This window comes from Myxococcus faecalis (genome assembly GCF_050039385.1).
In the GTDB taxonomy this organism is placed as follows: domain Bacteria; phylum Myxococcota; class Myxococcia; order Myxococcales; family Myxococcaceae; genus Myxococcus; species Myxococcus fulvus.
On the sequence record NZ_CP144336.1, the window covers coordinates 3,229,763 to 3,248,979 of the forward strand.

Below are 19,217 nucleotides of genomic sequence, written 5' to 3' on the forward strand. Positions count from 1 at the left end.
CCTCGCGTCGGGGCACGGAGAATGGTCATGCGCCGCTGGCTTCTCACCCTGTCCGTCCTGCTCACGTCCTGTGGGCTGCGCGTGGAGTCGCTTGGGAGCACGGTGCATGTCTTCGCGCCCGAGGACGCCGAGGCCCAGGGCGCGAGCATCCCGGTGCTCTATCTGGAAAAGGACCGCGCCCTCTTCTTCCCCGAGGGGGTGAGCGGCGCCGCCGGCTCCGTGGAGCCGCGCCCCAGCGAGCTCGTCGCGCTGGGGCAGCGAAAGGACATCGTCATCATCGCGGTGGACACGGAGCACACGTCGGGTCCCTGGACGCCCTCCGGCATCCCGACGCGCTACGTCACCCACCTCGGCGCCACTGCCAAGCCCTGACGGCCCCAGGAAACCCTCTCACAAATCATTGACTAAACTACAGAAGCAACCAGACTGCGCCTGTCAATCAAACCCCTGGGGGGGATTCATGCGCGATGTCGTCCGTGGACTCGTGGTCTGGGCGCTGTGCTCCACGCAACTGGGCTGTGGTCAAGAAGACCTGCAACCCTCGCACCTCGAGCCGGGCATCGAGGCCGTCGCCTCCTCGTCCGCCCCGTTGAGCACGAATGACGTGGGGGTCATCGCGCCCAAGGATACGGGCTGCCCGACCTTCGCTCCCACCGTCTGGATTCACATGGACAACGAGGACAGCCGCCAGACCAGCTTTGTCGACGGCTGGGTGGGGGCCACCCAGGTGAACGGGTCCGGCAACACCACCTTCACCTTCTGTCGGGTCGACGGGAACAAGTTCAGGGCGCTCTCGACCAGCGCGGGCCCGTCGAGCAACTTCGCGCTGCTGAAGCTGGGGGCGAGCTGTCCCGCGGGCAGCGCCGAGTTCAGTCGCTACTTCGACAACGAAGACCGCGACAACATGAACTCGAACTCGAACTCGGCCAACATCTGGCCCAACCTGCAGGGCCGGGACACGACCCTGTACTTCTGCCTCTTCACGGGGGCGACGACGCCCGCGAGCTCGCTGCCCATCCTCGAGTTCGATTATGGCGTCTTCGCGACGCCCTCCTTCCGCTTCGGCAAGGAAGCGGGCGTCATCTTCAACGACGACGAGGACACCCGGAACGCCAACGCCTACACCGTGGACTACGACTTCCAGTGGGCGGCCAAGGCCATCGTCACGGAGGGAGGGAACACGACGCTCTACACGGCCCGTGCCGCGTATGTCTATTGCGGCGACAACATCTGCAATGCCCACGAAGGCGAGCGGAGCTGCCCTTCGGACTGCACCGTCTGCGGTAATGGCATCTGCGGCCCCCGGGAGACCGCCACCTCCTGCGCCGATGACTGCGGTTGGTGCGGCGATGGGGTCTGCAGCAACAGCGAGAACTCGAGGACATGCGGGAGCGACTGCGCCCGCTGCGGTGACTTCGTCTGCAATGGTGGCGAGACGACCCAGTCCTGTCCAATCGACTGCCGCAACTGCAACGACCTGACCTCCGACCCGGACGGGCTCATCCCCACCTGCCCCGGCCCCAACGGCTAGCCTCCCCCGAGGCGCGCCGCGACGCCGTGGCGCGCCTCACCCCACCCGCACCACCGCGCGCCCGAAGTTCTCGCCGCGAAACAGCCCGGCGAAGAGCGCGGGCGCGGACTCGAGTCCCTCCGCCACGTGCTCGCGGTGCTTCAGCGTGCCGTCCTGGAGCCACTCGCGCAGCGCCGTCCGCGCCTCGCCGAAGCGCGCGAAGTAGTCGAGCACCACGAAGCCCTCCATGCGCAGCCTGTGGGTGATGAGGAACGGCGTGTTCTTCAGGCCCGCGCGCTGCTCGGGCGGCACGCCGTAGTCCGCCACCAGTCCCGACACCACGACGCGGCCCCTGAGCGCCATGCACGCAAGCGTCGTGTCCAGCATCGTCCCGCCCACGTTGTCCAGGTACACATCCACGCCCCGTGGACACTCGCGTCGAATCGCCGCGCCCAGGTCCACCTCCGCCCGGTAGTTGATGACCGCGTCGAAGCCGAGCGCGTCCTTCACCCAGCGGCACTTCTCCGCCCCACCGGCGATGCCCACCACCCGCGCCCCCTGACGCTTCGCGATTTGTCCCGCGACGGAGCCCACCGCGCCCGCCGCCGAGGACACCAGCACCGTCTCGCCCTCCTGGGGGCGCCCCAGCTCCAGGATGCCGAAGTACGCCGTCAGCCCCGGGATGCCCAACACGCCCAGCTCCGCGGACAGGGACTCGCTTCCGCGCTCCACCTTGCGCAGCCCCTTCGCGCTCACCACCGCGTGCTCGCGCCAGCCCCACCCGCCCGCCACCACGTCCCCCACCGCGTAGCGCGCGTCCCGCGAGTCCAACACCTCGCCCACCGTCGCGCTCCCGATGACCTCTCCGGGCCTCAACGCCGGCGCATACGAGTCCACGCCGCCCAGCCGCGCCAACGTCCCCGGGTCCACCGACGCGAACAACGTCCGCACCCGCAGCTCCCCCTCCCCGGGCTCACCCACCTCCACCGGCTCCAATCGGAAGTGCTCCGGCTCCGGACGCCCGGGAATGTGGCGCGCGAGGACGATGTGACGGCTCGGCAGAGGGCTCATCGACAGGCTCCGGGTTCGAGGCGCCCCACCTTCTTCCGTCCACCTCCGACTGGCAACAGGAAGTCATGTCTTCCTAGGCTGTCCACCATGACGAGTCTCCCCACGCCCCCCGTCCATCCCCTGCTCGCCACCGCCCGGGAGCTCGCGCCGCGCCTGTCCGAGCGCTCGGCCGAAATCGAGAGCGCGCGCCGCCTGCCCGCGGACCTGGTCTCCGAGCTCAACCGCGCCGGCGTCTTCCGGATGATGATTCCCGAGACCTACGGCGGCCTGGAGCTGCACCCCGCGCTGTCGTTCCAGGTCATCGAGGCGCTCGCGCGCGCGGACGGCGCCACGGGCTGGAACGCGATGATTGGCGCGGCCACCGCGCTGACGGCCGCGTGGCTCCCGGAGGCCGTGGGCCGCGCCATCTTCTCACGGCCGGACGTCATCACCGGCGGCGTGGCCGCGCCCCTGGGCCGCGCCGAGCGCGTCGAGGGTGGCCACCGCGTCACCGGCCGCTGGACCTGGGCGAGCGGCAGTCAGCACTGCCACTGGCTGATTGGCGGCGCGCTGGTGACGGAGGGCGGCAAGCCCCGCATGGTGCGCGAGGGCGTGCCGGAGACGCGCCTGTTCTTCTTCCCCGCCGAGCACGTCACGCTGCACGACACGTGGTTCGCCGCGGGCCTGTGCGGCACGGGCAGCGGCGACATGGAGGTGAAGGACCTCTTCGTTCCGGACGACCATGGCTTCTCGTTCTTCGCGCCCCCGCGCGTCGCCCGGCCGCTGTATGGCTTCCCCTTCGGCCTGCTCGGCCTGGGCATCCCCGCGGTGGCGCTCGGCATCGCCCGGCGCGCCATCGACGAGCTGACCCTGCTGGCCCGCCAGAAGACGGTGGTGGTGGAGCGCAGGCTGCTGGCCGCGCGCCCCGCGGTGCAGGAGGCCGTCTCCGAGGCCGAGGCCCTCGTGCGCTCCTCGCGTGCCTTCGCGCTGGAGACGATTCACGCCGTCTTCGACGAGGCCTCCCGCGGCCCCGCCTCGGTGCGCGCGAGGGCCGAGCTGCGCCTGGCCATGACCCACGCCACACGAAGCTCCGCGCGCGCCGTGGACCTCATGTACGAGGCCGCGGGAGGCCCCGCCGTCTTCCACACGAGCGCGCTCCAGCGCTGCCTGCGCGACGTGCACACCCTCACCCAGCACGCCATGGTGGCCCGGCCCACGCTGGAGCTCACCGGCGGAATCCTCCTGGGCTTCGACCCGCCGACGCCCGTGCTGTGACACGAAAAAGGGGCCCGGCCTCCCTGAAGCGCTGGGAAGAGACCGGGCCCCGAGGGGCGACGACATGTCACCCCATGCCTACTGCCGGGCCATCGCCGCCTTGCGCTCGGCCTGTTCGTCGCGCAGGTGCTCGCCGGAGACGTCCACCACCACCTCGCGCAGCGTGCCGCCGCGGAACGCGTAGGGCGCGCGGTACATCGAGCTCACCGCGGAGTTGTCATCCCGTCCGCACGTCAGCCCCTCGCCCAGGCTGATGACCAACGGCATGGTGGCGGCGATGTCGCTCTGCGCCACCAGCTCCCCGTCGATGAACAGCCGCCCGCGTCCCGGCGCGCCCTTGCCCTCGGCCAGGTCCGGCGCCCCCGTGGGCTCGAACTCGAACCTCAGCTCGGATGGCCCCTCGGGTATCTCCACCCCGGACTCGATGTGGAACTCGCGCTCGCCCACGAAGTTGTAGACGTAGTGCAGCCGCCGGTCCTGGATGAAGAAGGTGTAGCCGCCGGTGAGCCCGCCGTGGCTGAGCAGCACGCCCTCCGCGTCGCCCTCCACGTCCACCCTGGCGGTGATGGAGTGTGGCCGGTTGAGCACGTGCACCGCCACGTTCTCCGGCGCCGGTGACGTGTGCGGGCGGTACACGTAGCGCTTGCGGTCCCGGGTGATTTGCGGCCGCTCCTCGGAGAAGACGGCCCGGTCGGGCGACGCGAGCGGCATGACCTGGTAGCGCCCCGCCTCCACGTACCAGAGGGCAATCATCTCGATGAGCTTGCCCCGCTCCTCGGACGCGAGGTTCTTCGTCTCCGAGCAGTCCTCCGCCACGTGGTACAGCTCCCACCCCTCCGCGTCGAGCTGGCGCAGCCGCTCCTCGGTGAGCTTCGACTCGCCGAAGCCCTCGCCCGCCTCGGTGAACGAAGGGCCCGGGTAGGGGCACACCGCACGCCAACCGTCGTGGTAGATGGCGCGGTTGCTGAACATCTCGAAGTACTGCGTGCGGTGCCGGCTCTCCGCCCGAGCGTCGTCGAAGGTGTGGCGGAAGCTGACGCCCTCGATGGGGGACTGGGTGACCCCGCGCAGCGCGGCCGGCGGCGTCAGCCCCAGGCAGTCGAGCACCGTGGGCACCATGTCGATGGCGTGGCAGTACTGCGAGCGGATTTCGCCGCGCGCGCGGATGCCCTTGGGCCAGTGGACCAGGAACGGGTCCGTGGTGCCGCCGCGGTACACCTCCCGCTTCCACCGGCGGAACGGCGTATCCCCCGCCCACGCCCAGCCCCAGGAGTAGTGGTTGAAGTACTTGGGCCCGCCCAGCTCGTCGATGGCCTCCAGGTTCTGCTCCAGCGACTCGGGCGTGTTGTTGAAGAACTTCAGCTCGTTGACGGAGCCGTGCGGCCCGCCCTCCGCGCTCGCGCCGTTGTCGGAGATGACCATGATGAGCGTGTTGTCCAGCTCACCGGTCTCCTCCAGGAACTTCAGCAGCCGACCGATGTGATGGTCCGTGTGCTCCAGGAAGCCGGCGAACACCTCCATCATCCGCGCGTAGAGCCGCCGCTCGTCGGCGGACAGCGTCTCCCACTCCGCCACGTCCGGGTCGTGCCGGGACAGCTTCGTGCCCGGAGGAATCACGCCCAGCTTCAGCTGGCGCTGGTAGACCTTCTTCCGGTACGCGTCCCAGCCGTCGTCGAACTGGCCCTTGTACTTGTCCGCCCACTCCCTGGGCACGTGATGCGGGGCGTGCATCGCGCCCGTGCAGAAGTACATGAAGAAGGGCTTGTCCGGCGCCACCTGCTTGGAGTCCGCGATGAAGTCCACGGCGCGGTCCACCAGGTCCTCGGTGAGGTGGTAGCCCTCCTCGGGCGTCTTCGGCGGGAGCACCGGGTGGTTGTCGTGGACCAGGTCCGGGAAGTACTGGTGCGTGTCGCCGCCGAGGAAGCCGTAGAAGCGCTCGAAGCCGCGCCCCAGCGGCCAGCGGTTGTAGGGTCCCGCCGCGCTCGTCTGCTCCGCGGGCGTCAGGTGCCACTTGCCCAGGGCATACGTGTTGTATCCCTGCTCCTGCAGCATCTCCGAGAGGAACCCGTTCTCGAAGGGGATGGTGCCGTTGTAGCCGGGATACCCGAGGGAGACCTCGGTGATGGTGGCCATGCCGTTGGAGTGGTGGTTGCGACCGGTGAGGATGCACGAGCGCGTGGGGGAGCACAGCGCGGTGGTGTGCATGCTGTTGTAGAGCAGTCCGCCCTTCGCCAGCCGGTCCAGGTTCGGCGTGTGGATGGGCGAGCCATAACAGCCCAGGTGCCCGAAGCCCGTGTCGTCCAGGACGATGAAGAGGACGTTCGGCGCGCCGTCCTTCGCGCGCAGCGGCCGGGGCCAGGCCGGTGAGGACTGCTCCCACGTGCGACCGATGGTGCCGGGAAAGGCACTGCCCGGCGTGTATTCCTTGAGCGACATGTCCCTTGCCTCCGAGAAGACGTGACACCGCGAGCCGCGTCCGCGAGCCCCCGTCACGGGAGGACACCGCACCGGCCCCGAAGCTCAGGAATGGACACAGCATCGGACAGCCACCGCTGTCCCCAGGGTGGAGCCGGGCGAGCAGGGCCCGGCTCGACAGCCCCTGGACGTCACTCGCGCTACAGCCAGCTCTCGGAGGCCACGCCCAGTCCCGCCAGCACGCGCTCCGCGGCCTTCACCCCGAACCAGTTCGCCTCCTCGAAGAGGGCCAGTCCCCCCAGGTCCGTGTGCGCGAAGTGCAGGCTGGGCCCCAGGCTCTCCTGCGCGGCCTGGCGCTCCGGGCCCCAGATGAAGCCCGGCGTGGGCCGCACCATGGCGTGGCCCCAGCGCTGGACCTCCAGCCGCTGCGCCTGCGCGGAGATTCCCGGGTGCGCGGGGCGCAGGTCCGCCATGACGAGTGCCTCCCAGTCCGCGTAGCTGGCGGAGAGCGCCTTCTCCCGCTCCGCCTTCACGTCCCCGCCCGCCATCGGCAGGTACCACGTGAGCACCGTGGGGCCGTTCTCGTCCTGGCGCAGCCGCTGGTGCGTGGCCACCACGTAGCCCAGGCTCTTGCTCTCCTGGAACACGTTGTCCCACGCGAGCGGGAAGCCCCGGGACACGGGCGGCGAGGACAACGTCAGGTTCGCCACCACCCACGGCGCGTAGGTGAACGCGGACAGCCACGCGGGCCGCTGCGCGCGCCACGGCGCCACCACGTGCGCGGCGATGAAGCGGGGACACGTCAGCACCACCTGACGCGCCTGGAAGGAGCGCGGCTGGCCCGTGCGCGCATCCAGCGCGTCCACGCGGCACCCCTTCACCGAGGGCGTCACGGTGTGCACCAGCACGTCGCGCTCCACCGCGCGCGGCGGCAGCGAGCTCGACAGCTGTTGGACCAGCCGTCCGTTGCCCTCGGGCCAGCTCAGGAAGCCCTCGCTGCGCTCGCCCTGCCCGTCCTGGCGCGCGGCGAAGTACCAGATGCCCGCCCACGCGGAGACGTGCTCGGACGTGGCGCCGTAGTCGTCGCGGCACGCGTAGTCCACCAGCCACTTCAGCCGCGCGGAGTGGAAGCCCTCGCGCTCGAGCCAGTGCGCCATGCTCAGCGAGTCCAGCGCCGTCCACTCCGCGTCGTCGCTGGAGCGCGACGTGGGCACCGCGAACGCCTTGCGCCCCTTCGCGTCGCGCGCGGCGGCGAAGGCGTTCATCCGCGCGTCGAAGCGCTCCAGCTCGGCCAAATCCTGGGCCGTCGCGCCCACGCGCAGGTAGAGCCCCTCGTACCAGTGGCCCCGGTAGAAGTGGCGCTCGTCCGGCTCCTGGATGAGCAGCGTCTCCTCGAACGTCGGCAGCCCCTGCGCGTCCACGCCCGACACCGCGCCCATCTCGCGCAAGAGCCGCATCACCGGGCCGCGGTCCTCCGTGGGCGCCGGCAGGTAGTGCGCGCCCCAGGGGAAGGCCGTCACCGCGTTGCGGCCGGAGCGCGACGTGCCGCCGACGTCCGCCTCCAGCTCCACCACGCGCACGTCCCTCACGCCCGCGCCCATCAGCCGCCACGCGGCGGACAGGCCGGCGATGCCGCCGCCCACCACCAGCACGTCCACCGGCTCCACCGTCTGGGCGGAGGGCAGCGGGCCGCCGCGCAGCTTGTGGCCCACCTCCACCGCCCGGTCCACCACGGCGCCGGGGATGGGCGCGCGGGGCGCCTCGCGCTTGCACGCGCTGGCCACCGCCGAGCCCAGGAACGCGGCGATGAGCTCCCGCCGCGTCAGTTCCACCGCCGCCACTCCTCCTCGTAGTAGTGCACCAGCACCTGGTTGTTGAGCCGGTTCACCTCCGTGGGCAGCGGGCCCATGTCCGGAGGAAAGCGCGTCAGCGACTCCAGCGTGGACAGGTCCAAGAAGCGCAGCCCCTCCGGCAGCGCGCGGTGGTGCCCGGGCGCCTCGTGCGCCACCAGCACGTAGCCCCACTCACCGAAGGACGGCACCAGCGCGTGGTAGGGCTCCGTCCAGTAGCCCGCGGCCCTGAGCGTGTTCTCCACGCACCAGAAGGAGCGCCGCGCGAACAGGGGGCTGGTGCTCTGCACCACCGCCACGCCGTCGGGCGCCAGCCGCTTCTTGAGCAGCTTGTAGAAGCCCGTGGTGTACAGCTTGCCCAGCGCGAAGTTGTTCGGGTCCGGGAAGTCGACGATGACCACGTCGTACTGCTGCGTCCCCTCCATCAGGAACTGCATCGCGTCCGTGTTGATGACGCGCATGCGCGCATCCGTCAGCGAGTGGTGGTTGAGCTTCACCAGCTCGTCGAAGCGCATGGCGAGGCCCGTGATGGCCGGGTCCAGGTCCACCAGCGTCACGGAGCGCACCTCCGGGTAGCGCAGCACCTCGCGCGCGGCCAGCCCGTCGCCACCGCCCAGGATGAGCACGTGCTCCACCTTGCCCGCGCGCACCATGGCCGGGTGCACCAGCGACTCGTGGTAGCGGTACTCGTCCAGGCTCGCGAACTGGAGGTTGCCGTTGAGGAACAGCGAGAAGCCCCGCTTGCCGCGCGTCAGGATGATGCGCTGGTACGGTGAGCTGGACGCGTGCACCACGTCGTCCGCGTAGAGTTGGTCCTCGTAGAACGTCGTCAGCCTGTCCCCCAGCGCGAAGCCCACCACCAGGAACACCGTCAGCACCACCGCCTTGATGCGCAGGCGCAGCGGGTTGCCCAGCAGCGGCGCCAGGAGCCACGTGCTCCACAGGCCCACCGCCGCGTTCAGGATGCCGAACAACAGCGAGGTGCGCACCAGCCCCAGCTTGGGCACCAGGAGCAACGGGAACGCGACGCTCGCCGCCAGCGCGCCCAGGTAGTCGAGCGACAGCACCTGGCTGACCAGGTCCTTGAACTTCAGCTGGTCCTTGAGGATGCGCAAGAGGAGCGGAATCTCCAGCCCCACCAGCGCGCCGATGACGATGACGCTGCCGTACAGCGCCACCTGGAACATGTCCGTCAGCGTGAAGGTGAGGAACAGCACCGGCGCGCAGATGCCGCCCAGGAGCGCCACCGCCAGCTCCACCTCCACGAAGCGCTGGGCCACCCCCTTGTCGATGTAGCGCGACAGGTAGCTGCCGATGCCCATCGCGAAGAGGTAGCCACCGATGACGGTGGAGAACTGGGTGATGGAGTCGCCCAGCAGGTAGCTGGCCAGCGCCCCGACGACGAGCTCGTAGACGAGCCCGCACGTCGCGATGACGATGACGGTGATGTACAGCAGCGTCTTGTTCACGTCGTCACTTCACGGCCGCGTCGGTCCACCCGACGGCAAACGGCCCCGTCAACCACCAATGGCCGCGGCCACGATGATGGACAGGCCGAGGATGAACGAGCCGATGACGATGCCGACCGCCGTGTTCTGGTCGACCTCCAGCTCCTTGTGCACGTCGAACGGCATGATGAGGCGGATGACGTAGAAGCCCGCCACGAACACCGCCAGGCCGATGAGCGAATAGATGACGCTCGCCAGCACACCCTGCCAGCTCACGACGACGCCGAGTAACAGCATCACTTCCCTCCCTGAAAACCACCAGTCCACAGCAGGATGCCGCCCGGGCCGCGCTTCACGGTGCCCGGCACCCGGTCCTTCTCTTCACGCGTGAACGGCGACCACGCGGTCAACATCATGGTCGCGTACGCCGCGAGCACCACGCCTCCGAACCACTTCATGCCCCGCCTCCGTGTCGTGCCATCGCGAGCCTAATGATTGCCCAGGTTGCTGTCCGCCCACCTGCGCGTCTCGAAGTTGTGCGAGCGGAAGAACGCGAACACCGGCCCCAGCAGCAGCAGCACCAGCGCCACGCAGAACCAGCTCCCGTTGGGCACGTCGTGCACCAGCTTCACGTGGTAGCCGCGGTCGACCGGCTGGGGTGACGCATCGAAGGACGCCGTGGTGCGCAGCACGTACTTCCCCGCGGGGAGCGCGGACAGGTACAGGCTCTCGCTCGGGCTGCCCTCGGACCAGGAGCCGTCGCTGTCCTGGCCATAGTAGTAGCTGAGCTCCTGGTAGAAGCTCGTCACGTCGCCGGTGTCCTGGTTCACCAGGTCGCCCTGCACGCCAATCCAGCTGTTGCCCAGCCCCGAGGACAGCTCCACCTTCACGTTGCCGCGCTTGGTCAGCTCGAACGGCGCGCTGAAGCGCGTGGCGGAGGGTGTGTTGGACATCGCCTCCGGGGGCAGCTTGACGCCCTCCTCCAGCACCACCCGGTTCAGCGCGCTGATGGAGAAGAAGCCCGACAGCACCAACAGCCCCAGGAACCAGATGAAGGACCACAGGAAGGTGGACTTCATCCGCTCGGAGAAGGGGTTGGGCTGGCTGGGCTGGATGCCCTCGGCGGGCGGCAGCCGCTCCAGGTTGAAGGCCTTCTGGATGACCTCCGGCGCCAGGTACTCGCCATGCGTGTACGTCACCTCGTCCTCGGTGGCGTCCACGTTGAGGGAGTACGGCGGATTCACGTACTCGGTGGCCTCGGCGGACTCGCCGGCCTGCACCTTCCAGTAGAACTCGCCCTGCACCGTCTCCGTCACCGCGTGCACGTTCTGGAAGGCCTTGTAGCGCCGCTTGTCGAAGAAGGCGGACGTCAGCGGGGCCAGCGACACGTCACCGGCGGCCACCGGCTCCAGGAACACCCAGTGGCCGTTGGAGTTCATCAGCCAGACGAAGCCCTTCGCCCGGTGGTACAGCAGGTACTCCTCCCACGGGTAGCGCACGCCCTCCACCGTGCACGAGCGCACGAGGAAGCCGATGCACATCCACTCCGTGTTCTTCAGCGTCCCCTTCGCGCCCAGCGGGATGAGGGGCGGATGGTCGGGCTTCTCGAGCAGCCGCAGGAAGGACAGCTTGCCCTTCCGCACATCCAGCAGCGCGCCGCAGAACGGGCACGCCACGCGCAGCGACTGGTCCGGCGCGCGCAGCTCCAGCGGGCCGTTGCACTCGGTGCAGCGCGCCTGCTGCAGGTCCACCTTGCGCTTCGCGCGCGGGCGCAGCTGGTCGGCGGGGATGCCCAGCTGCTCCAGCTTGAGCCGCTCCCCGATGAAGACCTCCGGGTCGCGGTGGCGGGTGCCGAAGTCCAGGGTGAGGAAGGCGCCGTTGGAGCCGGTGGCGTCGACGTAATAGGAGTCCTGCGTGGGGTCCACGTCGCTGGGGAGCTGTCCCTCGGCGGCCACCACGGTGCCGTGGCCACGCTCCTCCACCACCCAGACGCGGTTGCGCAGCTTCAGTCGCTGGCCGGGGTGCATGTCCTCCAGCTGGAGGCCCTCCTCCACGCCGCCGTCGAGCAGCAGGTGGAAGGCGCCCTCGGACTCGCTCATCCACGCGGCGCGGCCGTCGTCGAACTCCACGTACCACTCGTCCCACGGGCCCGCGCCATGGTCCTTCTGCAGGTGGCCCACCACCCGGAAGCCCGAGCGCGCGTAGCGCCCCTCCGCGCCCAGCTGGAGCGGGGAGTCGGTGGGGACGATGCGGCCAATCTTCCCGTGCGACTCGAAGTCATCGCCCTTGCGGGCCACCACCGTCTGGCAGTGGCCGCACACCACGACCTGCGCCGAGCCGGCGGTGAACTCCACGTCCGCGCCGCACGACGGACACCTCCCCTGACTCACGCCATCACCCCCCGCTTCAGCTCACGCACCTCGCATGAGGCCGCGCCCAGGCGCCTGGCCAGCAGCGACTCGAAGTCGGGCCGGGAGCGCGGGCGGCAGCAGTAGACATTGAGCGCGGCGAAGCCATGCTCGGGGAAGGTGTGGATGGCCAGGTGGCTTTCGGCCAGCAACGTCAGGCCGGTGATGCCCCCGGGCTCCGGGAACACGTGCCACTGCGGCTGACCCACGACCTTCAGGTCCAGCAGGACGATGAGCTCCTCGAAGAGCGCCGCCAACGCGGCCGCGTCCTTGAGCAACCCAGGCGAGCAGCCGCTCGCGTCAACGAGCCATTCCTGTCCGGTCGTCAGCTTCGAAGTCCTCCCGCCTCTGCCCACCTCTTTAGCACGAGCCCCGACGCACGAAAGCCGCTCGTGCCCCCGGGGCGCCCCCTCGTTGGCGTCCGGCCCGCGCTTGCCGCTACGCTCCGCAAGTGAAATGACGCAGCCGTCGCCCCCCGAAGTGCCCGTGTCCCCCATCCCCACGCCCTCTCCGGAGCGGGAGCCCGGGGCCATCGCCCGGCTGACGCGAGGTCTGAGAGGACTTCCCGCCGCGCCGCGCTGGTGGGGACCGGGCTGTGGCGGCATGGCTGGCTGGCTCCTGAACCTGCCGGCGGGCGCGCCTCCGTCGGTGGACCTGACGCCGCGCTTCCACGCGCTGCTCGCGCGGGTGCGGGACGGCGAGCCGGTGTTGCCGGTGGAGGCGTGGCGTCACCAGTACGTGCTGGTGCGGGGGATGCTGGGCGACGAGCTGCCCGGGTACCTGTTGGACAACGTGCAGCGGCTGGAGCGCCGGGGCCTGGACGTGCGCGAGGCGCCGGTGGACACCGAGGGGCTGCTGCTCGACAACGTCGCGGTGCTGCGCGAGGCGCTGCTGGACGCGGCGCACTTCGGGCGCTCGGTGGTGCTGGTGGGCCACAGCAAGGGCGGCGTGGAGTGCACGGCGGTGCTCGCGCTGTACCCGGAGCTGCGCCGCGTGGTGCGCGCGGTGGTGACGCTGCAGGCGCCGTACGGCGGCTCGCCCATCGCGCACGACCTGTCCACCACGCCGGAGATGCGCAGGCTCATCGACTTCGCCTTCCCGCTGCTGTTCCACGGGGTGTCGCGCTCGGTGGAGGAGCTGTCCTACACGAAGCGCATGGAGTTCATCCGCCGGCACCCCTACCCCCTGGACATCCCCACGGTGGCGCTCGCCACCTCGCGCCTGTCGAGGCTGTCGTCGCTCTACGCGCTGCAGCGCTACCTGGACGAGCGCTACCAGTACGCGTCCGACGGCATGGTGACGGCGCTGGACGCGGAGGTGCCGGGGGCGGGCCTGGTGCGGCTGTCGGACATGGACCACGCGGAGGCCGCGCTGCGCGCCTTCCCGGGCTTCAGCCGCTACCACCCGGGGGACCTCACCGAGGTGATGGTGGCACTGGCGCTCGAGCCCCGCTGAGGGGGATTGTGCCCTGCGGTGGACGTCCGGGGCGGGGGGCGACGAGACGTCCTGGAATCCGGCGCGGGTGGGGGTAATCTGCGCCGCCCATGACCTTCCGAATCCTGACTGCGCTCGTGCTGAGCCTCTCCCTCGCCGCTTGCAAGGACTCCTCCGACAAGAAGGAGCCCTCGGCGGCCACGCCCACCCCGCCCGCCGCGACGAAGCCCGCGGACAAGCCCGTCGCGGCCACGCCGCCCCCCGCCGCCCCCGAGGCCACCGGGGAGTGGACCAAGAAGGTCCAGGCCGGGCAGGACCTGCTGGCCACGATGGAGACGAACCAGGGCACCATCGAGCTGCGCCTGTTCTCCAAGGACGCGCCGCTGACGGTGGCCAACTTCGTGGGCCTGGCCACGGGCGAGAAGACGTGGACGGACCCGAACACGGGCGAGAAGGTGACGGGCCGGCCGCTGTACAACGGCGTCATCTTCCACCGCGTGATTCCGAACTTCATGATTCAGGGTGGCGACCCCACGGGCACCGGCCGCGGTGACCCGGGCTACCGCTTCGCGGACGAGTTCCAGAGCGGCCGCACGTTCAACAAGACGGGCCTGCTCGCCATGGCCAACGCGGGCCCGGGCACCAACGGCAGCCAGTTCTTCATCACCACGGCGGTGACGGACTTCCTCAACAACCGCCACACCATCTTCGGCGAGGTGACGAAGGGCTACGACGTGGTGGAGAAGATTTCCAAGGTGAAGACGGCCCCGGGTGACCGGCCGGTGGAGCCGGTGGTCATCCAGAAGATCACCCTGGCGGACGCGCCGGCCACGGCCGGGGCGAAGTGATGAGCCCGCCCAAGCTGCGCCGCGTGGCGACACGCCTGGGCGAGCTGGACTGCCAGGTGGTGGACGGGCTGTCCGAGGGCGCCACGCCGGAGCTGGTGGTGGTGCTCTGCCACGGCTTCGGCGCGCCGGCCACGGACCTGGTGATGCTGGCGCCGGAGCTTGTCGGGCTGGAGGCCTCGCTGGCCGGGCGCGTGCGCTTCGTGTTCCCTGGGGCGCCGCTGTCGCTGGCGCAGTGGGGCATGGCGTCCGGACGTGCCTGGTTCCATCTGCCCGAGTCCATCATGCGCGGGCAGCAGCGGGACTGGGACACGTATGGGAAGAGCGTCCCGGAGGGCCTGCCCGCCGCGCGCCGCGCCGTCACGTCCGTGGTGGACGCGGTGTCGACGGCGACGAAGCTGCCCTACAACCGCATCGTCCTGGGCGGCTTCAGCCAGGGCGGCATGGTGACGACGGACGTGGCGCTGCGGCTGGAGGAGTGCCCCGCGGGGTTGTGCATCCTGTCGGGCACGCTGCTGGCGGAGGCGGAGTGGACGCAGAAGGCCAAGGCCCGTCAGGGGCTGCCGGTGTTCCAGGCCCACGGTCGCTATGACGACGTGCTGCCCTTCGCGGCGGCCGAGCGCCTGCGCGACACGTTGGTGAAGGCGGGCCTGTCCGTGGACTTCTTCCCCTTCGACGGGCCGCACACGATTGACGAGGGCGAGCTGACGCGCCTGGCCGCGTTCCTGAAGGCCCGCCTGGGAGGCTGACGAGGGCATGTACCACGCGAAGCAGCTCACGGTGTCCACGCGGGGACGGGGCTTCACGGACATCACCGCGGACGTGCGCACAGTGGTGGAGCACAGCGGCCTGGAGCAGGGGCTGTGCACCGTGTTCCTCCACCACACCAGCGCGTCCCTGGTGTTGAGCGAGAACGCGGACCCGGATGTGCGCCGGGATTTGGAGGCCTTCTTCGCGCGGCTGGTGAAGGACGGGGACCCGCTGTTCGTCCACGACGCGGAGGGGCCCGATGACATGCCGGCGCACGTGCGCACGGTGCTCACGCAGAACTCGCTGAGCATCCCCGTGAAGAACGGCGCGCCGGACCTGGGGACGTGGCAGGGCGTCTACGTCTGGGAGCACCGCACGTCGCCCCACCGCCGACGCGTCACCGTGTCGGTGGTGGGCTGAAGCGACGGTGATTCAGCGCAGGCCGCGCGTGCTGGCGACGACGCGCGCCTTGCGCTCCTTCTGGGGCTTCGGGGGCAGGCTCGCCTGTCCCCGGATGCGCACCCACGAGCCGGGAGACTCCGGCGTGGCGTGCACCATGGACCAGCCGGTGGGGACCTCGGGCGCGGCCCAGGTGTAGAGGAGCCGGGCGTCGCGCGGCGAGAGGTTGACGCAGCCGTGGCTCGTGGGCTCGCCGAAGCGGTCGTGCCAGTAGGCGGTGTGCAGGGCGTAGTCGCGCTCGAAGAACATGGTCCACGGCACGGTGGCCACGCGGTAGGTGTCATTGCCCGCGGTGCCGGAGCCGGTCATGTCGGCCTCGGCGAACTTTATCCAGACGCGGTAGAGGCCCTCGGGCGTGTCCGTGCCGGGCTTCCCGGAGGAGACGAGCGTGGCGTACACGGGGCGCTCGCCCTCGTAGGCCACGAGCACCTGCGCCTCCAGGTCCACGTCCAGCCAGCGCTCGCCGGGCTCGACGCCGGGGGGCGCGTGGGTGAACCAGGCCACGTGCAAATCGTCCCGTGACACCCAGTGGTCCTCGGAGATGAGCACCCAGCGGCCATCGGGGGACAGCTCGCGCACGGCGACGAGCGTCCGTGGAGGGAGCACCGTCTCGCGCGCGGCCTTCTCGTCGGGGGCGACGCGGACGACGACGGGAGCGGTGGGCTTGAGGCGTGACTGGGCCCAGGCGAAGGGCGAGGAGAGCTCGGACATCTGCTCCGCGTCCACGCCGACGAAGGCCGAGGGCCGGTACTCGCGCAGCACCCGGGCTTCCAGGTACTGGCCATCCGTGGTGCGCCAGAAGGTGCGGCGTCCCACGCGCACCTGTCCGCGCAGCTGCACCGTCACCGAGCCCTTGAGGAGCACGCCCTTCCTGCGCGCGCGGGCCAGGGCGAGGCTGGGGTAGGCGCGCACGCGCTTGCCGACGACGCGTGCGTAGGTGCCGGGGGTGAGCTCGCCCTCGCGGAGGCGGGGGAGGTCGCGCACGCGGGGCTCGCGGAAGTTCTGCTCCAGGTAGCGCTCGCAGACCCAGCCGCGCGGCTGGATTTCGACCCAGGCCTCGCACTCGGAGCTGCGCATGGCCGTCTCGCTCTTCCACAGGACGCGCATGTCCTGGGCCACGGTGCCCAGGGGTGGGGAGCTCTGACGCGGCTCGGAGCGCACGGCGATGGAGCGGAGGACGCGCAGCGAACCGGCGTCGGGCTGGTAGGGAATGGCGACGGGCTCGGAGCCCGCGTCGGGGCTGGTGGAGGCCGTGGGTTCGGGGTCCTCGCCTTCGAGCCCGAGAGCGGGGTCATCGAGCACGAGGCTGGTGTCCTCGAGGGGCTCGCCGTCGGGACCGAGCACGAGCTCTTCGCTGGGGTTCTTCCGGTCGGGGATGACGACGAGCTGCTCGGCGGGTGGCGGCGCGTCCGTGTCTTCTTCGAGGGGGAGTTCCTGACGCTCGGGCTTCGGGGTGGCGCTGAGCTCGGGGTCGATGGAGAGCGAGGGCTCGTGGCCGGCGGAGGGGGCGTCGGAGTGCGGGGGCTGCGTGGCGACGACGGGACGCGAGGGACCGCCATCCGTGTCGAGCACCGGCGCCGTGCGGTTCCAGGCCGCGAGCAGCTCGCCTGGTGTCGCGGCGGTGACGGGTGTGCCTCCGTCGACCGGGGGAACCACCGAGGAGGGTTGCGCGGAAGGGACTGTCGTATCGGCCCGAGCCGTGTCGCCGAGTGCGGAGGGATTCGCGGTGGGCGCCGCCCCCAGCCCTGATGGGGCACCGTTCACACTGACTGGCGAAGACGCTGTTTCGCTCGGCGTGGCCGTACTGTTCGCGAGGCCCTGGGCAGAGGAAGGATTCGCGAGAGGCGCAGCTCCAGGCTGCGTCGGTCCGCCGCCTTCGAGTCCGTTCGAGTGTCCCATCTCGGTGGCCGCCGGCGCTGCTCCGCCGCTGTTCGCGCCACCTGGAACAGCTCCGAGCCCGTTCGCGGCGGAAGGCGTCCCCGCTTCATCACGCGCGGCGTTCGCTGCTATCGGGCCAGGAGGTGTGACGGTGCCCGCCGGACCGGGCTCCTCCGTCTTGGACGAAGGCGTGCAGGCGATTCCAGGCAGGAGAAGGGCGAGCTGAAGCCAACGTCGCATGTGGACGACACGGTACGAGGGCTCGCCCGCTTGCTCAACGTCGTCCGAGGTGGGGCCCCCTGCGCACGACTCCGCTCGGGTGCGTAATCCGTGCCGCCACGACGGTGGATGTCACATGTAACGGAATGGAGCCTCCCGCGCCCCCACCCGCACGAGTGGAAACCCGTATGCACCGTGAGACCCGAGACATTGTCTCACGGTGAAACAGCCCCCACGCCCAGGTCAGCGCAGCACCCCAATCAGCTCGACAGGAAGCGCGGTTCCCGAGGGCCACAGTACATACGTCGCGCCCCGCGAGTGCTGCCACGCGCGCCACAGCTCCTCGCGCTTGTACGTCACCGACACCGTCTCGTCCGTCTTGAAGGCGGGGTCGTTGCACACGACGTCCCCCTCGGGCGTGAAGCCCTTGAGCACGATGAGGTGGCCATCGGAGCTGCGCACGGGTGAGCCGGTGAGCTCTCCCTCCTCGTAGGCGATGCTGATGCTGACCGGGATGCCCGCGGCGATGAGCCGCTCCACCTGCGCGAAGCCATCCAGCCGCAGCACCGCGCCATGCAGCGCGCCGTTGCCCATCGCCGAGGCATAGGCCGTGTTGAAGACCCAGTTCCCCGTGCCCTTGTAGACCCAGTCATACGTCCGGTCCGCCGACGAAGGCACCGAGGTCACCAGCTCCGGCCGCCCCAGCCTCCGCCCCCAATACGCGAGCAGCATCGTGGTGGACGTCGGCGAGCACCACACAGGCCCACCGTCCGGATACAGCATCTGCGAGTGGCCGGGCACCTCCAGCACCGTCCCCCAGACGCTCCGGTCTCCACCGCCATCCCATGCGACACCCTGCTTGTCGCTCACCGCCGCCGACAACGCGCGCACACGCGGCGTGGCCTCCGGGTTGGACGAGAACAGCCACACCGTCATCCGCAGCGCGTCCGCGCGACGCTTGAGGTTGAGCGTGTCCGTGAACACCTGACCGTCCGCGTCGCCCTGTCCCTCCACGCTGTGCCGGGCCACGGGCTCCTTGTCGAAGGCCCACACCCCCAGGTGGTAGTCCTTCGTCCAGACGCCCTCGATGCGCGCGGCCAGCGTCACCTTCACCCACGTGCCCGGCGGCGTCAGCGCATCGAAGGACGGGATGACGCTGTTGAAGCCCCCTGGCACGAGCTGCACCTCGGAGACGGCGCTCCCCAGCCGATAGGTCGCCTCATGGTAGCGCGTGCTCCCATCCTCCAACCGGCCCGCGGGCACGGGCACGTTGTCGGTCCGCGCCGAGGCCTCCAGCACGAGCGCACCGTCCGCCGTCACCGCCGTGCCCTCGCGGGTGAAGCGCTCGAAGTCGCGCTCGCTCGCGCTGCGCCGCCACAGTCGCGCCGGAGCCCCCGGCTCCTCCACGGGCAGTTCCTCGCGCCCCTTCTGCGGCGAGACACAGGCGGTCTGCGTGGAGGTGATGAGAAGGGCCAGCGTCGACAGGGAGCGCGCGTTCACGGCCCGGAGTCTGCGAGGGCTCCACCACTCCAGACAAGGCGCATCGCAGCGACACGCTCCATCACCGGACAGCTCGCATGCACCCGGAGCGGCCCTTCGCAGGCGCAGCGGAACACCCGATGACGAACGAGCGCTCGGAGCGCCTCACAGCCCGGCACGCGCTCGGGCGCCGCGCC

General features: G+C 70.4%; 17 protein-coding genes. 7 read left to right on the top strand and 10 right to left on the bottom strand.

Annotated elements, in window-relative coordinates; genetic code table 11:
* The first annotated feature begins 27 nt into the window (after positions 1 to 27).
* A complete protein-coding gene (locus VZQ01_RS12680) occupies positions 28 to 372 on the top strand; it encodes a hypothetical protein (protein WP_426747940.1) in 345 nt (114 codons plus the stop codon).
* A gap of 88 nt (positions 373 to 460) precedes the next feature.
* Positions 461 to 1,531, top strand: coding sequence for a hypothetical protein (locus VZQ01_RS12685; RefSeq protein ID WP_426747942.1), 1,071 nt, complete (start codon positions 461 to 463; stop codon positions 1,529 to 1,531).
* A gap of 36 nt (positions 1,532 to 1,567) precedes the next feature.
* On the opposite strand, the gene VZQ01_RS12690 is transcribed toward VZQ01_RS12685, so the two are convergent.
* Positions 1,568 to 2,581 (bottom strand): NADP-dependent oxidoreductase, encoded by a 1,014-nt coding sequence (locus VZQ01_RS12690; RefSeq protein WP_223746258.1) that lies wholly within the window; start codon positions 2,579 to 2,581, stop codon positions 1,568 to 1,570.
* An 87-nt stretch (positions 2,582 to 2,668) separates the two neighbouring features.
* Here VZQ01_RS12690 and VZQ01_RS12695 point away from each other — a divergent pair, with 87 nt between their 5' ends.
* Positions 2,669 to 3,835, top strand: coding sequence for an acyl-CoA dehydrogenase family protein (locus VZQ01_RS12695; protein ID WP_223746257.1), 1,167 nt, complete (start codon positions 2,669 to 2,671; stop codon positions 3,833 to 3,835).
* Between the two features lie 78 nt (positions 3,836 to 3,913).
* Here VZQ01_RS12695 and VZQ01_RS12700 read toward each other — a convergent pair whose 3' ends face one another.
* The 7 genes from VZQ01_RS12700 to speD all read right to left on the bottom strand — a co-directional run bounded on the left by VZQ01_RS12700 (position 3,914) and on the right by speD (position 12,561).
* Positions 3,914 to 6,271, bottom strand: a complete 2,358-nt coding sequence (locus VZQ01_RS12700) for an arylsulfatase (RefSeq protein WP_426747943.1) — start codon at positions 6,269 to 6,271, stop codon at positions 3,914 to 3,916.
* A gap of 179 nt (positions 6,272 to 6,450) precedes the next feature.
* On the bottom strand, positions 6,451 to 8,082 hold the full coding sequence (locus VZQ01_RS12705) for an FAD-dependent oxidoreductase (protein WP_426747944.1): 1,632 nt from the start codon (positions 8,080 to 8,082) through the stop codon (positions 6,451 to 6,453).
* Positions 8,073 to 9,569 (bottom strand): polyamine aminopropyltransferase, encoded by a 1,497-nt coding sequence (locus tag VZQ01_RS12710; RefSeq protein ID WP_426747945.1) that lies wholly within the window; start codon positions 9,567 to 9,569, stop codon positions 8,073 to 8,075. Before VZQ01_RS12710 ends, VZQ01_RS12705 begins: the two co-directional genes overlap by 10 nt.
* A gap of 48 nt (positions 9,570 to 9,617) precedes the next feature.
* A complete protein-coding gene (locus VZQ01_RS12715; protein WP_046711323.1) occupies positions 9,618 to 9,845 on the bottom strand; it encodes a DUF350 domain-containing protein in 228 nt (75 codons plus the stop codon).
* Positions 9,845 to 10,006 (bottom strand): hypothetical protein, encoded by a 162-nt coding sequence (locus VZQ01_RS12720; RefSeq protein ID WP_223746253.1) that lies wholly within the window; start codon positions 10,004 to 10,006, stop codon positions 9,845 to 9,847. Before VZQ01_RS12720 ends, VZQ01_RS12715 begins: the two co-directional genes overlap by 1 nt.
* Positions 10,007 to 10,036: 30 nt before the next feature.
* Positions 10,037 to 11,938 carry a DUF4178 domain-containing protein gene (locus tag VZQ01_RS12725; protein ID WP_426747946.1) on the bottom strand — a complete coding sequence of 634 codons (1,902 nt, stop codon included), beginning with the start codon at positions 11,936 to 11,938 and terminating at the stop codon, positions 10,037 to 10,039.
* Positions 11,935 to 12,561 carry an adenosylmethionine decarboxylase gene (gene speD, locus VZQ01_RS12730; RefSeq protein WP_370641930.1) on the bottom strand — a complete coding sequence of 209 codons (627 nt, stop codon included), beginning with the start codon at positions 12,559 to 12,561 and terminating at the stop codon, positions 11,935 to 11,937. The genes VZQ01_RS12725 and speD overlap by 4 nt, the downstream gene beginning before the upstream one ends.
* Between speD and VZQ01_RS12735 the strand changes: the two genes are divergently transcribed.
* The 4 genes from VZQ01_RS12735 (at position 12,443) to VZQ01_RS12750 (ending at position 15,405) form a co-directional block, all read left to right on the top strand.
* Positions 12,443 to 13,411 carry a PGAP1-like alpha/beta domain-containing protein gene (locus tag VZQ01_RS12735; RefSeq protein WP_223746250.1) on the top strand — a complete coding sequence of 323 codons (969 nt, stop codon included), beginning with the start codon at positions 12,443 to 12,445 and terminating at the stop codon, positions 13,409 to 13,411. The two genes, speD and VZQ01_RS12735, sit on opposite strands and share 119 nt — an antisense overlap.
* Before the next feature lie 89 nt (positions 13,412 to 13,500).
* Entirely contained in the window at positions 13,501 to 14,238 is a 738-nt protein-coding gene (locus VZQ01_RS12740; protein WP_426747947.1) for a peptidylprolyl isomerase, read from the top strand.
* Positions 14,238 to 14,984 carry an alpha/beta hydrolase gene (locus tag VZQ01_RS12745; protein ID WP_426747948.1) on the top strand — a complete coding sequence of 249 codons (747 nt, stop codon included), beginning with the start codon at positions 14,238 to 14,240 and terminating at the stop codon, positions 14,982 to 14,984. The genes VZQ01_RS12740 and VZQ01_RS12745 overlap by 1 nt, the downstream gene beginning before the upstream one ends.
* A 7-nt stretch (positions 14,985 to 14,991) precedes the next feature.
* Positions 14,992 to 15,405 carry a secondary thiamine-phosphate synthase enzyme YjbQ gene (locus tag VZQ01_RS12750; RefSeq protein WP_223746247.1) on the top strand — a complete coding sequence of 138 codons (414 nt, stop codon included), beginning with the start codon at positions 14,992 to 14,994 and terminating at the stop codon, positions 15,403 to 15,405.
* A gap of 12 nt (positions 15,406 to 15,417) precedes the next feature.
* Here the strand turns inward: VZQ01_RS12750 and VZQ01_RS12755 are convergent, their stop codons facing one another.
* Positions 15,418 to 17,100, bottom strand: coding sequence for a L,D-transpeptidase family protein (locus tag VZQ01_RS12755; RefSeq protein ID WP_426747949.1), 1,683 nt, complete (start codon positions 17,098 to 17,100; stop codon positions 15,418 to 15,420).
* Positions 17,101 to 17,784: 684 nt separating this feature from the next.
* Positions 17,785 to 19,041, bottom strand: coding sequence for a C39 family peptidase (locus VZQ01_RS12760; protein WP_426747950.1), 1,257 nt, complete (start codon positions 19,039 to 19,041; stop codon positions 17,785 to 17,787).
* Positions 19,042 to 19,217 lie beyond the last annotated feature (176 nt).